The 13048-nt window shown below is 66.8% G+C and carries 13 protein-coding genes; 10 read left to right on the forward strand and 3 right to left on the reverse strand.

All coding sequences use genetic code 11. The features are described from left to right. Positions 1 to 19: 19 nt before the first annotated feature. Positions 20 to 604 carry a YqiA/YcfP family alpha/beta fold hydrolase gene (locus HUK68_RS02385; RefSeq protein WP_175502770.1) on the reverse strand — a complete coding sequence of 195 codons (585 nt, stop codon included), beginning with the start codon at positions 602 to 604 and terminating at the stop codon, positions 20 to 22. A gap of 61 nt (positions 605 to 665) precedes the next feature. Between HUK68_RS02385 and rodA the strand changes: the two genes are divergently transcribed. From rodA to HUK68_RS02400, 3 genes are all read left to right on the forward strand, one after another. Beyond that, a complete protein-coding gene (rodA, locus tag HUK68_RS02390) occupies positions 666 to 1868 on the forward strand; it encodes a rod shape-determining protein RodA (RefSeq protein ID WP_175502771.1) in 1203 nt (400 codons plus the stop codon). Positions 1869 to 1938: 70 nt separating this feature from the next. Further along, the gene (gene tldD / locus HUK68_RS02395) at positions 1939 to 3399 is read left to right on the forward strand and encodes a metalloprotease TldD (RefSeq protein ID WP_175502772.1); all 1461 of its coding nucleotides are present in this window, start codon (positions 1939 to 1941) and stop codon (positions 3397 to 3399) included. 455 nt (positions 3400 to 3854) lie between these two features. Next, positions 3855 to 5015, forward strand: coding sequence for a 3-deoxy-7-phosphoheptulonate synthase (locus tag HUK68_RS02400; RefSeq protein ID WP_175502773.1), 1161 nt, complete (start codon positions 3855 to 3857; stop codon positions 5013 to 5015). 9 nt (positions 5016 to 5024) lie between these two features. On the opposite strand, the gene HUK68_RS02405 is transcribed toward HUK68_RS02400, so the two are convergent. Then, positions 5025 to 5387: a YqcC family protein gene (locus tag HUK68_RS02405; RefSeq protein ID WP_175502774.1), complete on the reverse strand. Its 363-nt coding sequence runs from the start codon at positions 5385 to 5387 to the stop codon at positions 5025 to 5027. 155 nt (positions 5388 to 5542) lie between these two features. On the opposite strand from HUK68_RS02405, the gene HUK68_RS02410 reads away from it, so the two are divergent. Next, positions 5543 to 5854, forward strand: a complete 312-nt coding sequence (locus tag HUK68_RS02410; protein ID WP_175502775.1) for a hypothetical protein — start codon at positions 5543 to 5545, stop codon at positions 5852 to 5854. A gap of 239 nt (positions 5855 to 6093) precedes the next feature. On the opposite strand, the gene mpl is transcribed toward HUK68_RS02410, so the two are convergent. Further along, a complete protein-coding gene (mpl, locus tag HUK68_RS02415; RefSeq protein ID WP_175502776.1) occupies positions 6094 to 7524 on the reverse strand; it encodes a UDP-N-acetylmuramate:L-alanyl-gamma-D-glutamyl-meso-diaminopimelate ligase in 1431 nt (476 codons plus the stop codon). Between the two features lie 252 nt (positions 7525 to 7776). Here mpl and HUK68_RS02420 point away from each other — a divergent pair, with 252 nt between their 5' ends. From HUK68_RS02420 to HUK68_RS02445, 6 genes are all read left to right on the forward strand, one after another. Continuing rightward, positions 7777 to 8388, forward strand: coding sequence for a hypothetical protein (locus HUK68_RS02420; protein ID WP_244146232.1), 612 nt, complete (start codon positions 7777 to 7779; stop codon positions 8386 to 8388). Then, on the forward strand, positions 8360 to 8923 hold the full coding sequence (locus HUK68_RS02425; RefSeq protein ID WP_175502778.1) for a TlpA family protein disulfide reductase: 564 nt from the start codon (positions 8360 to 8362) through the stop codon (positions 8921 to 8923). Before HUK68_RS02420 ends, HUK68_RS02425 begins: the two co-directional genes overlap by 29 nt. Positions 8924 to 9049: 126 nt before the next feature. Beyond that, the gene (gene accB, locus HUK68_RS02430; protein WP_175502779.1) at positions 9050 to 9502 is read left to right on the forward strand and encodes an acetyl-CoA carboxylase biotin carboxyl carrier protein; all 453 of its coding nucleotides are present in this window, start codon (positions 9050 to 9052) and stop codon (positions 9500 to 9502) included. A gap of 110 nt (positions 9503 to 9612) precedes the next feature. After that, positions 9613 to 10968 carry an acetyl-CoA carboxylase biotin carboxylase subunit gene (accC, locus tag HUK68_RS02435; RefSeq protein WP_175502780.1) on the forward strand — a complete coding sequence of 452 codons (1356 nt, stop codon included), beginning with the start codon at positions 9613 to 9615 and terminating at the stop codon, positions 10966 to 10968. An 81-nt stretch (positions 10969 to 11049) separates the two neighbouring features. Then, positions 11050 to 11934 carry a 50S ribosomal protein L11 methyltransferase gene (prmA, locus tag HUK68_RS02440; RefSeq protein ID WP_175502781.1) on the forward strand — a complete coding sequence of 295 codons (885 nt, stop codon included), beginning with the start codon at positions 11050 to 11052 and terminating at the stop codon, positions 11932 to 11934. 40 nt (positions 11935 to 11974) lie between these two features. Then, positions 11975 to 13048, forward strand: a complete 1074-nt coding sequence (locus HUK68_RS02445) for a zinc-ribbon and DUF3426 domain-containing protein (RefSeq protein ID WP_175502782.1) — start codon at positions 11975 to 11977, stop codon at positions 13046 to 13048.

A 13048-nucleotide genomic window follows, 5' to 3' on the forward strand; every position in this document is an offset into this window, starting at 1 on the left:
TTTCCCCGCGTGCCCGCGGTCAGCCGAGCGCCAGAAAGCGGCCGATGCGGGGGATGTGCTGCGCAAAGTCGCTGAGCGCATGGTCGCCGCCTTCGAGCAGAGCCACCTGCGCTTGCGGGTAGCGCGCCAGCATCTCGCGCCAGTCCAGCACTTCGTCGCCCTTGGCGATGAATGCGAGTTCGGGCGCGGCCGCGGGCAATGCGTTGGTATCGAGCGCCTGCAGTTCGGCGATGTATTCCGGCTTGAAGAAGAACTGCAGCGCGGGGTCGTGCCAGGCGGTCTGTGCGCCGATGTACTTTTCCAGGTCGCGAGCGGGAAACACCGCAGGGTTGAGCAGCACGCTGGGGCAGCGCCGCTGCTGCGCGAACCAGCTCGCGTAGAAGCCGCCCAGCGACGAGCCGATCACCGCCGTGGTCGCCTGCGGCCACGCGGCCGTGCCTGCGAGCAGCATTTCGGCGGCTGCGCGCGGCGAGGGCGGCAGCTGCGGGCACCACCAGTTCACGCCGGGGTGCTGCGCCGCGACATGCGCGGCCATCTGGCGCGCCTTGGCGGACTGTGGCGAGGAGCGAAAACCGTGCAGATAGAGCAGATGGGTGGTGGTCATGGCATCAGGGGCTGGCCCGCGGCGGACGATGGAATTGCCTGGCAAAGGATAATCCACGCCCATGTCCGCCGCAGAATTCGACAAGCCCTCGCTCCTCCAACGCATCGTGCCGCTGTTTCGCGGCTTTGACGGGCCGTTGATCCTGCTGGTGCTGGTGCTGGCCTCGATCGGCCTCACCGCCATGTATTCTTCGGGCTTCGACCATGGCACGCGCTTTGTCGACCATGGCCGCAACATGCTGATCGCCGCGACGCTGATGTTCGTCGTCGCCCAGGTGCCGCCGCAGCACATCATGAAGGTGGCCGTGCCGCTGTACCTGCTGGGCGTGGCGCTGCTGATTGCGGTGGCGGTGTTCGGCATCACCAAGAAAGGCGCACAGCGCTGGGTCAACGTGGGGGTGGTGATCCAGCCCAGCGAACTGCTCAAGATCGCCACGCCGCTGATGCTGGCCTGGTGGTTCCAGCGCCGCGAAGGCCAGTTGCGGCGCGCCGATTTCGCCGTGGCCATGGCGCTGCTGCTGGTGCCCGTGGGCCTGATCATGAAGCAGCCCGACCTGGGGACCTCGCTGCTGGTCATGGCTGCGGGCTTGTCGGTGATCTTCTTTGCCGGACTGCCCTGGAAACTGGTGCTGCCGCCGGTGGTGCTGGGACTGGTGGGCATCGTGCTGATCGTCTGGTTCGAGCCGCAGCTGTGCGCCGAGGGCGTGCGCTGGCCGGTGCTGCATGAGTACCAGCAGACGCGCGTCTGCACGCTGCTCGACCCGACACGCGACCCGCTGGGCAAGGGTTTCCACATCCTGCAGGGCATGATCGCCATCGGCTCCGGCGGTGTCTGGGGCAAGGGCTTCATGGCCGGCACGCAGACCCACCTCGAATTCATTCCCGAGCGCACCACCGACTTCATCTTCGCCGCGTATTCCGAGGAGTTCGGCCTGCTGGGCAACCTGCTGCTGATCGTCGCCTTCCTGTTCCTGGTCTGGCGCGGACTGGTCATTGCCATGCGCGCCCAGCAGCTGTTCGCGCGGCTGATGGCGGCGGCGGTGGCGATGATTTTCTTCACCTATGCGTTCGTCAACATGGGCATGGTCAGCGGCATCCTGCCCGTCGTGGGCGTGCCGCTGCCCTTCGTCAGCTACGGCGGCACGGCGATGGTCACGCTGGGGCTGGCGCTGGGCGTGCTGATGTCGGTGGGGCGCTCGCAGCGCCAGTTGCCGCAGGATGCTACGCTGAGCCGCAGCGCCCTGTCCGGCGTGCGCCTGGGCTGAGGGCCGCGGCCCGCGGGGATTTGCTGGCCCGCAGCGAAAGAGGGCATGGGGCGGTGCCTACAATGCACGCATGATCTCCCGCGAACCCACCATCGAACGCCTGGCCACGGCGCGCAGCCTGCTGCTCGAACCCTTCGGCCTGGATGAATCCCACCTTGCCCGCGCCCTGGCCGAGATCCGCTCGCACCAGGTCGACGACGCCGACCTGTACTTCCAGTACACCCGCGCCGAGGGCTGGAGCCTCGAGGAAGGCATCGTCAAGACCGGTTCCTTCAGCATCGACCAGGGCGTGGGCGTGCGCGCGGTCAGCGGCGAGAAGACGGCGTTTGCGTATTCCGACGATATTTCAGAAGCCTCGCTGCTGGACGCGGCGCGCACCGTGCGCAGCATCTCCAGCGCCGCGCAAAGCCGACGCGCCAAGCTCGTGCGCCCGAAGATCGCTTCGAGCCGCTCGCTGTATCCGGGCATCGACCCGATCGCCTCGCTCGACAGCACGGCCAAGGTCGAACTGCTGGGCCGCGTCGAGCAGCTCGGCCGCGCCAAGGACCCGCGCGTGGTGCAGGTCATGGCCGGCCTGGCCAGCGAATACGACGTGGTGCTGGTGGCGCGCGCCGACGGCACGCTGGCCGCCGATGTGCGCCCGCTGGTGCGCCTGTCGGTCACCGTCATTGCCGAGCACAAGGGCCGGCGCGAAGTCGGCTCGGCCGGCGGCGGCGGCCGCTTCGGCCTGGCGTATTTCAGCGAAGAGCAGATCAGCCAGTATGTCGACGAAGCCGTGAAGGCGGCTCTGGTCAACCTCGAGTCGCGGCCCGCGCCGGCCGGCGAGATGACCGTGGTGCTGGGCCCGGGCTGGCCCGGCGTGCTGTTCCACGAAGCCGTGGGCCATGGCCTTGAAGGCGACTTCAATCGCAAGGGCTCGAGCGCGTTCAGCGGCCGCATCGGCCAGCGCGTGGCGGCCAAGGGCGTCACGGTGCTGGACGACGGCACCATTGCCGACCGCCGCGGCTCGCTCAATGTCGACGACGAAGGCTGCCCCAGCCAGCGCAATGTGCTGATCGAGGACGGCATCCTCAAGGGATATATCCAGGACTCGATGAACGCGCGGCTGATGGGCGTGGCGCCCACCGGCAACGGCCGGCGCGAAAGCTATGCGCACATTCCGATGCCGCGCATGACCAACACCTACATGACCGGCGGCGACCGCGATCCCGCGGAAATCGTCGCCAGCATCAAGAAGGGCCTGTACGCCACCAACTTCGGTGGCGGCCAGGTCGACATCACCAGCGGCAAGTTCGTGTTCAGCGCGAGCGAGGCCTACTGGGTCGAGAACGGCAAGATCCTGTACCCGGTCAAGGGCGCCACCATCGTCGGCAGCGGCCCCGAGTCGCTCAAGAAGATCAGCATGATCGGCAACGACATGCGCCTGGACAGCGGTGTCGGCACCTGCGGCAAGGAAGGCCAGAGCGTGCCGGTGGGCGTGGGCCAGCCGACGCTGCGCATCGACGGCCTGACGGTGGGCGGCACGGCCTGAACGTCTTTGGCACATCCAGTAGAAGAGGGCCGAGGCCCTCTTTTTTTTTGCGTCCATCCACATGTTCGTCGCCTGTCCCGACCGCATTTCAGGCCAAAAATGCGATTTTTAATTTTCTGGATAAATGCCGAATTCAGTCTAAAAGACGACGTTAATCGCATGAAAATTGCGTTTAACTTGATGAATTGAGTATGAATGCAGGTTTATTGATTGTCTTGTGGTTTTGTTGCAACGCATGCGCGCATTGTGGTCCGATAGGGGTGTGCTACATTTTGTGCCTATGAATGCAGCACGCGCTTACTTTGCCTATTTTTGGTTCTCGGTCCCCGGCGGATGAGAGGCGAGCGCACAAGCACCCGAAACAAACCTCTGAAAACCGCCGAAGCTGAAAAGCCCGGCGGTTTTTTTTTGCCCCCCGATTCCCCAGCCTTCCACGCAATCCACGAAAGCCAACGATGACCGCTCCCAACGCTTCCAGCGATTCCTGGTATCGCAGCTCTGTGCACAAAACCGGCCAGACTGACGACGAACGTATCAAGGACATCACTGTGTTACCCCCTCCAGAGCATCTCATCCGCTTCTTCCCGATCTGTGGAACCCCGGTGGAGGCATTGATCGCCAACACCCGGCAGACGATCCACAACATCATGGCGCGGGAAGACGACCGGCTGCTGGTGGTGATCGGCCCCTGCTCGATCCATGATCCGGCCGCGGCGCTGGAGTACGCACGCCGCCTGGCCGTGGTGCGCGAGCAGTACAAGGACACGCTGGAGATCGTGATGCGGGTGTACTTCGAGAAGCCGCGCACCACCGTGGGCTGGAAGGGCCTGATCAACGACCCTTACCTCGACCAGAGCTACCGCATCGACGAGGGCCTGCGCATCGCGCGCCAGTTGCTGATCGACATCAACCGCCTGGGCGTGCCGGCCGCCAGCGAGTTCCTCGACGTGATCTCGCCCCAGTACATTGCCGACCTGATCAGCTGGGGCGCGATCGGCGCGCGCACCACCGAAAGCCAGGTGCACCGCGAACTGGCTTCGGGCATCTCGGCGCCCATCGGCTTCAAGAACGGCACGGACGGCAACATCCGCATCGCGACCGACGCCATCCAGTCGGCGAGCCGCGGCCACCACTTCCTGTCGGTGCACAAGAACGGCCAGGTGGCCATCGTCAATACCACCGGCAACCAGGACTGCCATGTGATCCTGCGCGGCGGCAAGACCCCCAACTACGACGCGGACAGCGTGGCCGCGGCCTGCGCCGACCTGCGCGCGGCGGGCCTGCCCGATACGCTGATGGTCGACTGCAGCCATGCCAACAGCTCCAAGCAGCACGAACGCCAGAAGGACGTGGCACGCGACATCGGCGCGCAGATCGCCGGCGGCTCGGACTCGATCTTCGGGCTGATGATCGAAAGCCACCTGCATGGCGGCGCGCAGAAGTTCACGCCGGGCAAGGACGAGGTGTGCGGTCTGAAGTACGGCCAGAGCATCACCGATGCCTGCATCGACTGGGACGATTCGGTGCAGACCCTGGCCGGCCTGTCGCAGGCCGTGCTGGCACGGCGCGCGCGCCAGGCAGCGCCCGCCGAAGCGGCGACGGCCGAGCTGGCCTGAGGGCCGGGCTCAGTGCGGGCCGGAGCCTGAGCCCGCCGGGCCCGCGTTGAGGCGCTGGTCGATGCGCAGCAGCACGGCCAGCAGCGCGCTCACGTCGCGCGGCGCCAGGCGCGCGAATTCATGCTCGCCCAGCGCATGGGTGTTGCAGTTGCCGGGCAAGGGGCGGCCCGCTTCGATCAAGGCGTGCAGCCGCGGCACGAACACCCACTGCAGCCACTGGTGGAATTCCAGCGTGTCATACATGAAGGGCATGGTCGACGCCATGGCTTCGGCACTCGGCGGCGCCGCAGACCACAGGTCGAGCGCCTGCAGGTGCTCCTGCAGGACCTGGAGCTGCTCCCGGATTTCCGCGTGCTGGGCAGTGAGGGACATGGGGATTGCCTGTGGTGAGAAAGGGAGGGCGATTTTAGCCAGCCCGCGCCGCCACTGCTCGCTGACCCGCTGGCGCCCGCGTCGCGATTGTGTTTAAGCTGATGCATCCCGGTGCGCCGCGCCGCTTCTTCAGTTCCCGATCAAAGGTTTTTCCCATGCACAGCGAAGTGACCGTGACCCTGGCCCCCGAACAGGAATTCCATGCCGATCTGCGCGGCGTCGAGCCGCTGGGCCACGAAGCCGCGCGCAAGTGGCTCGATGACCAGTTCATCGCGCTCGACTGCGAACCGCTGCGGCCCAGCGGCAAGGTGCTGCTGGCCGACAAGCTGCTCACGGTCGCACACGCCGCAGGCGCGCGGCGCCTGTCGGACCCCGACTGGCTGTTTGCCTATGCGCGCGCCGCCACCGGCGTCACGGCGCGGCCCGTGGTACGCGTGGATGTGCCGGGGATGACGGTCGGATATTGATATTTCCAGGCTGCCAGGGCGCTGTTTCCTGACGGGCTTGGGAGCAAACTGCTCGTGGTGAGCCTGCCAGTAACCGTTTGTGGTGAGAGCTTGCTAATACCGATCGCGGTGAGCCTGCCTGCGCGGCCCGGTCTAGGCGACCCCGCCTGCGCGGCCCGGTCTAGGCGACCCCGTCGAACCACGGACGGCCGGCCCTCGATGTCTGCGGTCCTTCGAGTGGCGACGCCCGTGCTGGCTCCTCAGGGAGTTTGGCGTCCCAGCCGCTCCAGCAGTCTGGCGTGGATGCCGCCAAACCCGCCATTGCTCATGCACACGATCTGATCCCCGGGCCGGGCCGCCGCGGCGACCTGTTCCACCAGCGTGTCGATGTCCGCGGCGGTCTGTGCGCGCCGGCCCGGGCCCACGCCCAACGGGGCCAGCGCGGCGGCCGCGTCCCAGTCGAGCCCGGCGGTGTGGCAGAAGACCAGGTCGGCGCCTTCGAGCGACCAGGGCAGCAGCGCCTTCATCGCGCCCAGCTTCATGGTGTTGCTGCGCGGCTCGAAGACGGCCAGGATGCGTTGGTCGCTGGAAGTCGAGCGGCGCAGGCCGTCCAGCGTGGTGCGGATGGCGGTGGGGTGGTGGGCGAAATCGTCGTAGACCGCGATGCCGCGCACCGTGCCGCGCAGTTCCATGCGGCGCTTGACGTTCTGGAAACGCGCCAGCGCCGCGCAGGCCTGGGCTGGCGTGACGCCCACATGCTGGGCCGCGGCAATCGCGGCCAGCGCATTGAGCTGGTTGTGCACGCCGCCCAGGGCCCATTCGAGCCGGGCCACGACCCGGCCGCGCTGCAGCACGTCGAAGGCATTGGGTTCACCCTGGGCGCTGAAGTCGCTCACGGCCGAGCCGAAGTCGCAGACATCGCTCCAGCAGCCCTGGTGCAGCACGCGCGTGAGGCTCTCCTCGAGCGCATTGGTCACGATGCGCCCCGACGAAGGCACGGTGCGCACCAGGTGGTGGAACTGGCGCTCGATCGCGGCCAGGTCGTCGAAGATGTCGGCGTGGTCGAACTCGAGGTTGTTCAGGATGGCGGTGCGCGGGCGGTAGTGCACGAACTTGCTGCGCTTGTCGAAGAACGCGGTGTCGTATTCATCGGCTTCGATCACGAACAGCGGCTCGGCGCCCGCCGGGCCGGGCCCGGCAACGGGACGCGTGGCCGCGCCCAGCCGTGCCGAGACGCCGAAGTCCAGCGGTACGCCGCCGACCAGGAAACCGGGCTGCAGGCCCGCGCATTCGAGGATCCAGGCCAGCATCGAGGTGGTCGTGGTCTTGCCGTGGGTTCCGGCCACGGCCAGCACATGGCGGCCGCGCAGCACATGCTCGCTGAGCCATTGCGGGCCGCTGGTATAGGGCACGCCGGCATCGAGGATGGCCTCCATCAGCGGATACTTGGCCCGGCCGTCGGGCAGGCGCGCGCGGCTGACCACGTTGCCGACCACGAACATGTCGGGACGCAGGCTGATCTGGTCGGCGTCATAGCCCTCGATCAGCTCGATGCCGAGCGCGCGCAACTGGTCGCTCATCGGGGGGTAGACGCCGGCATCGCAGCCGGTCACGCGGTGGCCCGCTTCGCGTGCCAGCGCGGCCACGCCGCCCATGAAGGTCCCGCAAATCCCCAATATATGTATGTGCATGGCCCGGGATTCTACGTTTGGCCCGGCGGTGGCCGGCGCTGCGGGTCGTGCGCGGACACCAGGGGTTGCAAAAAAAGCCGGTCCGGGCATTTAATGGCGTGATGCCTGCATCCCATGCCTGGCGCACGGCATCTGGAATTTCCGCTGGCATGCCGGAACGGCGCCATGCCGTTATCCTGTCGGCAAGGCCTGCGCTGCAGGTGGTTGCCGGACTGGCGTTTTTCGGGGGGCTATATGCAGCAAGACTCACTCATGGATGAAATCGCCCACACCGCTGCGCGCCTGGTCGTCGAGGACGGCCTGGACTGGGGCGCCGCCAAGCGGCGTGCGCTGCGCGAACTGGGTCTGCCGGCGCGCACCGCGCTGCCCGACAACGACCATGTCGAGGATGCGGTGCGCGAATACATTGCGCTGTTCTGCGCCGACACGCAGCCCGCCGAACTGCGCGCGCTGCGCCGTCTGGCGCTGGAGTGGATGGAGCGCATGGCCGAGTTCCGCCCGCATCTGGGTGGGGCGGTCTGGCGCGGCACCGCCACGCGCGCGTCCGACATCTATATCCAGCTGTTCTGCGATGACTGCAAGTCGGCGGAGATCGCGCTGATCAACCACCATGTCGATTACGACCCGAGCACGGTGACCGGCTTCCATGGCGAGGATGTCGAGGCCTTGAGCCTGGGCGTGATGTCGCGCGAACTGGGCGCGATCATCGGCTTGCACCTGCTGGTCTACGATCTCGACGATCTGCGCGGAGCGCTCAAGCCCGATGCGCGCGGCCGCAGTCCGCGCGGCGATACCGCCGCCGTGCGCCGGCTGCTGTCCGAAGAAAATGGAAATCATGACGAATCCCTTGCACCAGTCCGTTGATCCCTCTTCCACGCATTCCCCGCGCCGCCGGCTGTGGCTGGGTGCCGGCGTGGCCGCCGCGGCGGCCGTGGCGGGCGCAGGCGTGGCCTGGTGGCGCCTGGCGCCCGGCGCGGCCCTGCCCGGGGTCGAAGAGGCGCTTTGGCAGCGCAGCTTCTCCACGCCCGATGGCGCGCCGCTGGCTTTTGCCGAATGGCGCGGCCAGCCGCTGATCGTGAATTTCTGGGCCACCTGGTGCCCGCCGTGCGTGCGCGAGTTGCCGCTGCTGAGCGAGTTTGCCGGCCGCAAGGCCGCGCATGGCATCCAGGTAGTGGGCCTGGCGGTGGACAAGGAGCCGGCAGTGCAGAAATTCCTGCAGCGCCAGCCGCTCGCATTCCCGGTCGGCATGGCGGCGGACGGCAGCCAGCTCACGCGCGAACTGGGCAATATCAACGGCGGACTGCCGTTCACGGTCTTTCTGGGCAGCGATGGAAAGTTGCGGCAACGTAAAATAGGCGAATTGAGCGCGCAGGATCTCGCCGATTGGGCTCGAAGCTAGCCCGCGACATTGCTTTTTTCCCTAATCCCCCTGGTGATGTTGGTGAAAAATGTGCCACGAAACGTGAAATAGGGCGAAATTGGAGTAAATTCGCGCCCTTAACAAGTTTTAGTCGCTGGAGCTCCCATGGATTTGCGAAAACTCAAGACCTTGATCGACCTGGTCTCTGAATCCAACGTGTCAGAGTTGGAAATCACCGAAGCCGAAGGCAAGGTCCGTATCGTCAAGAGCGAAGGCAAGATCGTTCAGCAGTATGTCGCCGCCCCGGTGGCCGCTCCTGTTGCCGCCGCGCCTGCCGCAGCGCCCGCAGCCGAACTGCCCGCACCCGCCGCTGCCGCCGAGTCCGGCCATGTCGTGAAGTCGCCCATGGTCGGCACCTTCTACCGTTCGTCGAGCCCGGGCGCCAAGCCCTTCGTCGATGTCGGCACCGAGGTCAAGGAAGGCGACACCATCTGCATCATCGAAGCGATGAAGATCCTCAACGAGATCGAGGCCGACAAGTCCGGCAAGATCACCCGCATCCTGGGCGAGAACGGCCAGGCGGTAGAGTACGGACAACCGCTGTTCGTGATCGAGTGATCGGCGATCGATGCTGCGTGAAGCAACAAGTAGCGGCCGCGCCCTGGCGCCGGCTGAGCCCATGACTGTGGCGTGCGCCCATACGCAGGCACTGCGCCGCGAGGACTTCCATGTTTAAGAAAATTCTGGTGGCCAACCGGGGCGAGATTGCCCTGCGCATCCAGCGTGCCTGCCGCGAGCTGGGCGTCAAGGCCGTGATGGTCTACTCCGAGGCCGACCGCGACGCCAAGTACGTCAAGCTGGCCGACGAAGCCGTCTGCATCGGCCCCGCGCCGTCTCCGCTGAGCTACCTCAGCATGCCGGCCATCATTTCCGCGGCCGAAGTGACCGACGCCGAAGCCATCCACCCCGGCTATGGTTTCCTGAGCGAGAACGCCGACTTCGCCGAGCGCGTGGAAAAGAGCGGCTTCCAGTTCATCGGCCCGACCCCCGAGTCGATCCGCATCATGGGCGACAAGGTCTCGGCCAAGCAGGCCATGATCAAGGCCGGCGTGCCCTGCGTGCCCGGCTCCGATGGCGAGCTGCCCGATGATCCGGTGCAGATCCGGCGCATCGCCAAGGCCGTGGGCTATCCGGTGATCATCAAGGCCGCGGGCGGCGGCGGTGGCCGCGGCATGCGCGTGGTGCATACCGAAGCCGCGCTGATCAATGCGGTGCAGATGACCAAGGCCGAGGCCGGTGCGGCGTTCGGCAATCCTGCGGTCTACATGGAAAAGTACCTGCAGAACCCGCGCCACATTGAAATCCAGGTGCTGGCCGACAAGTTCAAGAACGCCGTCTACCTGGGCGAGCGCGACTGCTCGATGCAGCGCCGCCACCAGAAGGTGATCGAAGAAGCGCCCGCGCCCGGCATTCCACGCCGGCTGATCGAGCGCATCGGCGAGCGCTGCGTCGCGGCCTGCAAGAAGATCGGCTACCGCGGCGCGGGCACGTTCGAGTTCCTCTACGAGAACGGCGAGTTCTACTTCATCGAGATGAACACCCGCGTGCAGGTCGAACACCCCGTGACCGAAATGATCTCGGGCGTGGACATCGTGAAGACGCAGATCATGGTCGCGGCCGACGAGAAGCTGCCGTTCACGCAGCGCCAGATCGAGCTGCGCGGCCATGCGATCGAGTGCCGCATCAATGCCGAGGACCCGTACAAGTTCACGCCGTCCCCCGGCCGGATCACCACCTGGCATGCGCCGGGCGGCCCGGGCGTGCGCGTCGACTCGCATGTCTACACCAACTACTTCGTGCCCCCGAACTACGACTCGATGATCGGCAAGATCATCGTCCACGGCGACACCCGCGAGCAGGCGCTGGCGCGCATGCGCACGGCGCTGCTGGAGACCGTGATCGAAGGCATCAACACCAACGTGCCGCTGCACAAGGACCTGATGGTGGATGCCAAGTTCATGGAAGGCGGCACCAACATCCATTACCTGGAAGAGTGGCTGCAGCTGCGCAACCCCAAGCGATGAGTCAGGCCATCGGGCTGTGACCGCACATGCTGGCCTCTGGCAACGGGGGCCGGCATTTTCATTTTTACAAGGAACGGCGTCATGTTTGAACTGACCCTGCTGTGCCCGGAAGACCGGGTTGAAACCATCAGCGACGCGCTGGATGCGCTGGACGCATTGAGCGTGTCGGTCGAAGACGCCGATGCGCAGACCGAGGCCGAACAGGCCCTGTTCGGCGAGCCCGGCATGCCGCCGCCCAAGGATGGCTGGCAGCGCAGCCGCGTGGTGGCGCTGTTTCCCACCGAGGAACTGGCCCAGGAAGCGCGCCAGCTGCTGAGCCTGCAGGACTTCTTCGCCGGCTGCACCGTGCTGGGCGTGAACGACGTGCCCGAGCAGGACTGGGTGCGGCTCACGCAATCGCAGTTCACGCCCGTGGACATCACGCCCGAGTTCTGGATCGTGCCGACCTGGCATGAACTGCCCGAGCAAGCCAGGGTCAGCATCCGCCTCGACCCGGGCCTGGCATTTGGCACCGGCACGCACCCGACCACGCGCATGTGCCTGCGCTGGATCGCGCGCCAGCCGCAGGGATCGCTGGGCCGCGTGCTGGATTACGGTTGCGGCTCGGGCATCCTGGCCATTGGCGCCGCCAAGTTCGGCGCGGTCGACATCGATGCCGTCGACATCGACACCGCGGCCGTGGAGTCGACGCTGCAGAATGCGCAGGCCAACGAGGTGCAGCTGTCCGCAGGCCTGCCCGACAAGGCAAAGGGCGAATATGGCACGGTGCTGGCCAATATCCTGGCTTCGCCGCTGAAGGTGCTGGCCCCGCTGTTGTGCGCGCATGTGGCCGCGGGCGGCCACCTGGTGCTCGCCGGTATCCTCGAACGCCAGGCCGACGAGCTCAAAGAGGCCTATGCGCCTTATATTCAGCTCGAGGTCGCGGACAGCGAAGACGGCTGGATCCTGATGACCGCCACGCGCTGACCGGCGCACCGGTTCGCCCCACTTTTGCCAGGAACTGCCGATGAGCCAGACGACGCGCTGCCCTTCTTGTGGAACGAGGTTCAAGGTGGTGGCCGACCAGTTGCGGATCTCCGAAGGCTGGGTGCGCTGCGGCCAGTGCCAGGAGGTCTTCGACGCCACGCTGACGCTGGATGCGGCCGCAGCTGCGCCCGTGCCGGCGGTACCCGCAGCACCCGTGGCCGCCGTAGCCGAGCAGGTGCCGGCGCAGGAGTCCGGTTACGCGCTGCCGGCAGCCGTCGACGATGAAGACGATCTGCCGCTGGCGCCTGACGCGCCGGAGTTCGACGCGCAAGCGCAGCCGCAGCCGTCTGGTGCATCCGAGCCGGGCGCTGAAGCGTTGCCGGAACCGGCGCCGGAGCCGGAGCCGGAACTGAAAGCTGAACCGGAAGCCGACCCTGATCTCGAATCGGGGCCGCAGCCGCCGCTGGAGCGCCAGCCCGAAGTCGATCTGGATATCGATCTGCGCCACGAATCCGAACTGGCGCCGCTACCGCTTGCCGGCGCCGCGCCAGACCCGTTTGCGCGGTCGCACGGCGAGCGGCCGCCCCAGACCGAAGCCGAACCCGGCTTCATGCGCACCGCGCGGCGCAAGGCGTTCTGGCAGTCGCGCGGCGTGCGCGCGGCACTTGCCGCGGGCAGCACGGTGCTGCTGCTGGCATTGGCGCTGCAGGTCGCGCTGCAGGAGCGCAATGCGCTGGCCGCGTGGAATCCCGCGCTGCGCCCGGCGTTGCAAGGCCTGTGCGCGCTGTCCGGCTGCACGCTGTCGGCGCGCCAGGACATCGCGCAGATCGTGATCACGGCCTCGGCCTTCACGCGCACCGCGCAGGAAGGCAGCTACCTGCTTACGCTGACCATTGAAAACCAGGCCAGTACCGAACTGGCCATGCCCGCGGTGGAGCTCACGCTCACCGACCTGCAGGACCAGCCGGTGCTGCGCCGCGTGCTGCTGCCCGCCGATCTGCAGGCCCCGGCCACGCTGGGCGCCCAGGCCGAGTGGAGCGCGCGCGTTCCGCTGGCCGTCACCGCCACGCCAGCCCGCATCGCGGGTTATCGTGCGCTTGTCTTCTACCCCTGA

This window comes from Comamonas antarctica (assembly GCF_013363755.1).
GTDB lineage: Bacteria > Pseudomonadota > Gammaproteobacteria > Burkholderiales > Burkholderiaceae_C > Comamonas > Comamonas antarctica.

What these genes read in the sequence shown, in the direction of transcription:
- HUK68_RS02385 (WP_175502770.1), bottom strand. Translation starts at nt 604, where the DNA reads ATGACCACCACCCATCTGCTCTATCTGCACGGTTTTCGCTCCTCGCCA.
- rodA (WP_175502771.1), top strand. Translation starts at nt 666, where the DNA reads ATGTCCGCCGCAGAATTCGACAAGCCCTCGCTCCTCCAACGCATCGTG.
- tldD (WP_175502772.1), top strand. Translation starts at nt 1,939, where the DNA reads ATGATCTCCCGCGAACCCACCATCGAACGCCTGGCCACGGCGCGCAGC.
- HUK68_RS02400 (WP_175502773.1), top strand. Translation starts at nt 3,855, where the DNA reads ATGACCGCTCCCAACGCTTCCAGCGATTCCTGGTATCGCAGCTCTGTG.
- HUK68_RS02405 (WP_175502774.1), bottom strand. Translation starts at nt 5,387, where the DNA reads ATGTCCCTCACTGCCCAGCACGCGGAAATCCGGGAGCAGCTCCAGGTC.
- HUK68_RS02410 (WP_175502775.1), top strand. Translation starts at nt 5,543, where the DNA reads ATGCACAGCGAAGTGACCGTGACCCTGGCCCCCGAACAGGAATTCCAT.
- mpl (WP_175502776.1), bottom strand. Translation starts at nt 7,524, where the DNA reads ATGCACATACATATATTGGGGATTTGCGGGACCTTCATGGGCGGCGTG.
- HUK68_RS02420 (WP_244146232.1), top strand. Translation starts at nt 7,777, where the DNA reads ATGGATGAAATCGCCCACACCGCTGCGCGCCTGGTCGTCGAGGACGGC.
- HUK68_RS02425 (WP_175502778.1), top strand. Translation starts at nt 8,360, where the DNA reads ATGACGAATCCCTTGCACCAGTCCGTTGATCCCTCTTCCACGCATTCC.
- accB (WP_175502779.1), top strand. Translation starts at nt 9,050, where the DNA reads ATGGATTTGCGAAAACTCAAGACCTTGATCGACCTGGTCTCTGAATCC.
- accC (WP_175502780.1), top strand. Translation starts at nt 9,613, where the DNA reads ATGTTTAAGAAAATTCTGGTGGCCAACCGGGGCGAGATTGCCCTGCGC.
- prmA (WP_175502781.1), top strand. Translation starts at nt 11,050, where the DNA reads ATGTTTGAACTGACCCTGCTGTGCCCGGAAGACCGGGTTGAAACCATC.
- HUK68_RS02445 (WP_175502782.1), top strand. Translation starts at nt 11,975, where the DNA reads ATGAGCCAGACGACGCGCTGCCCTTCTTGTGGAACGAGGTTCAAGGTG.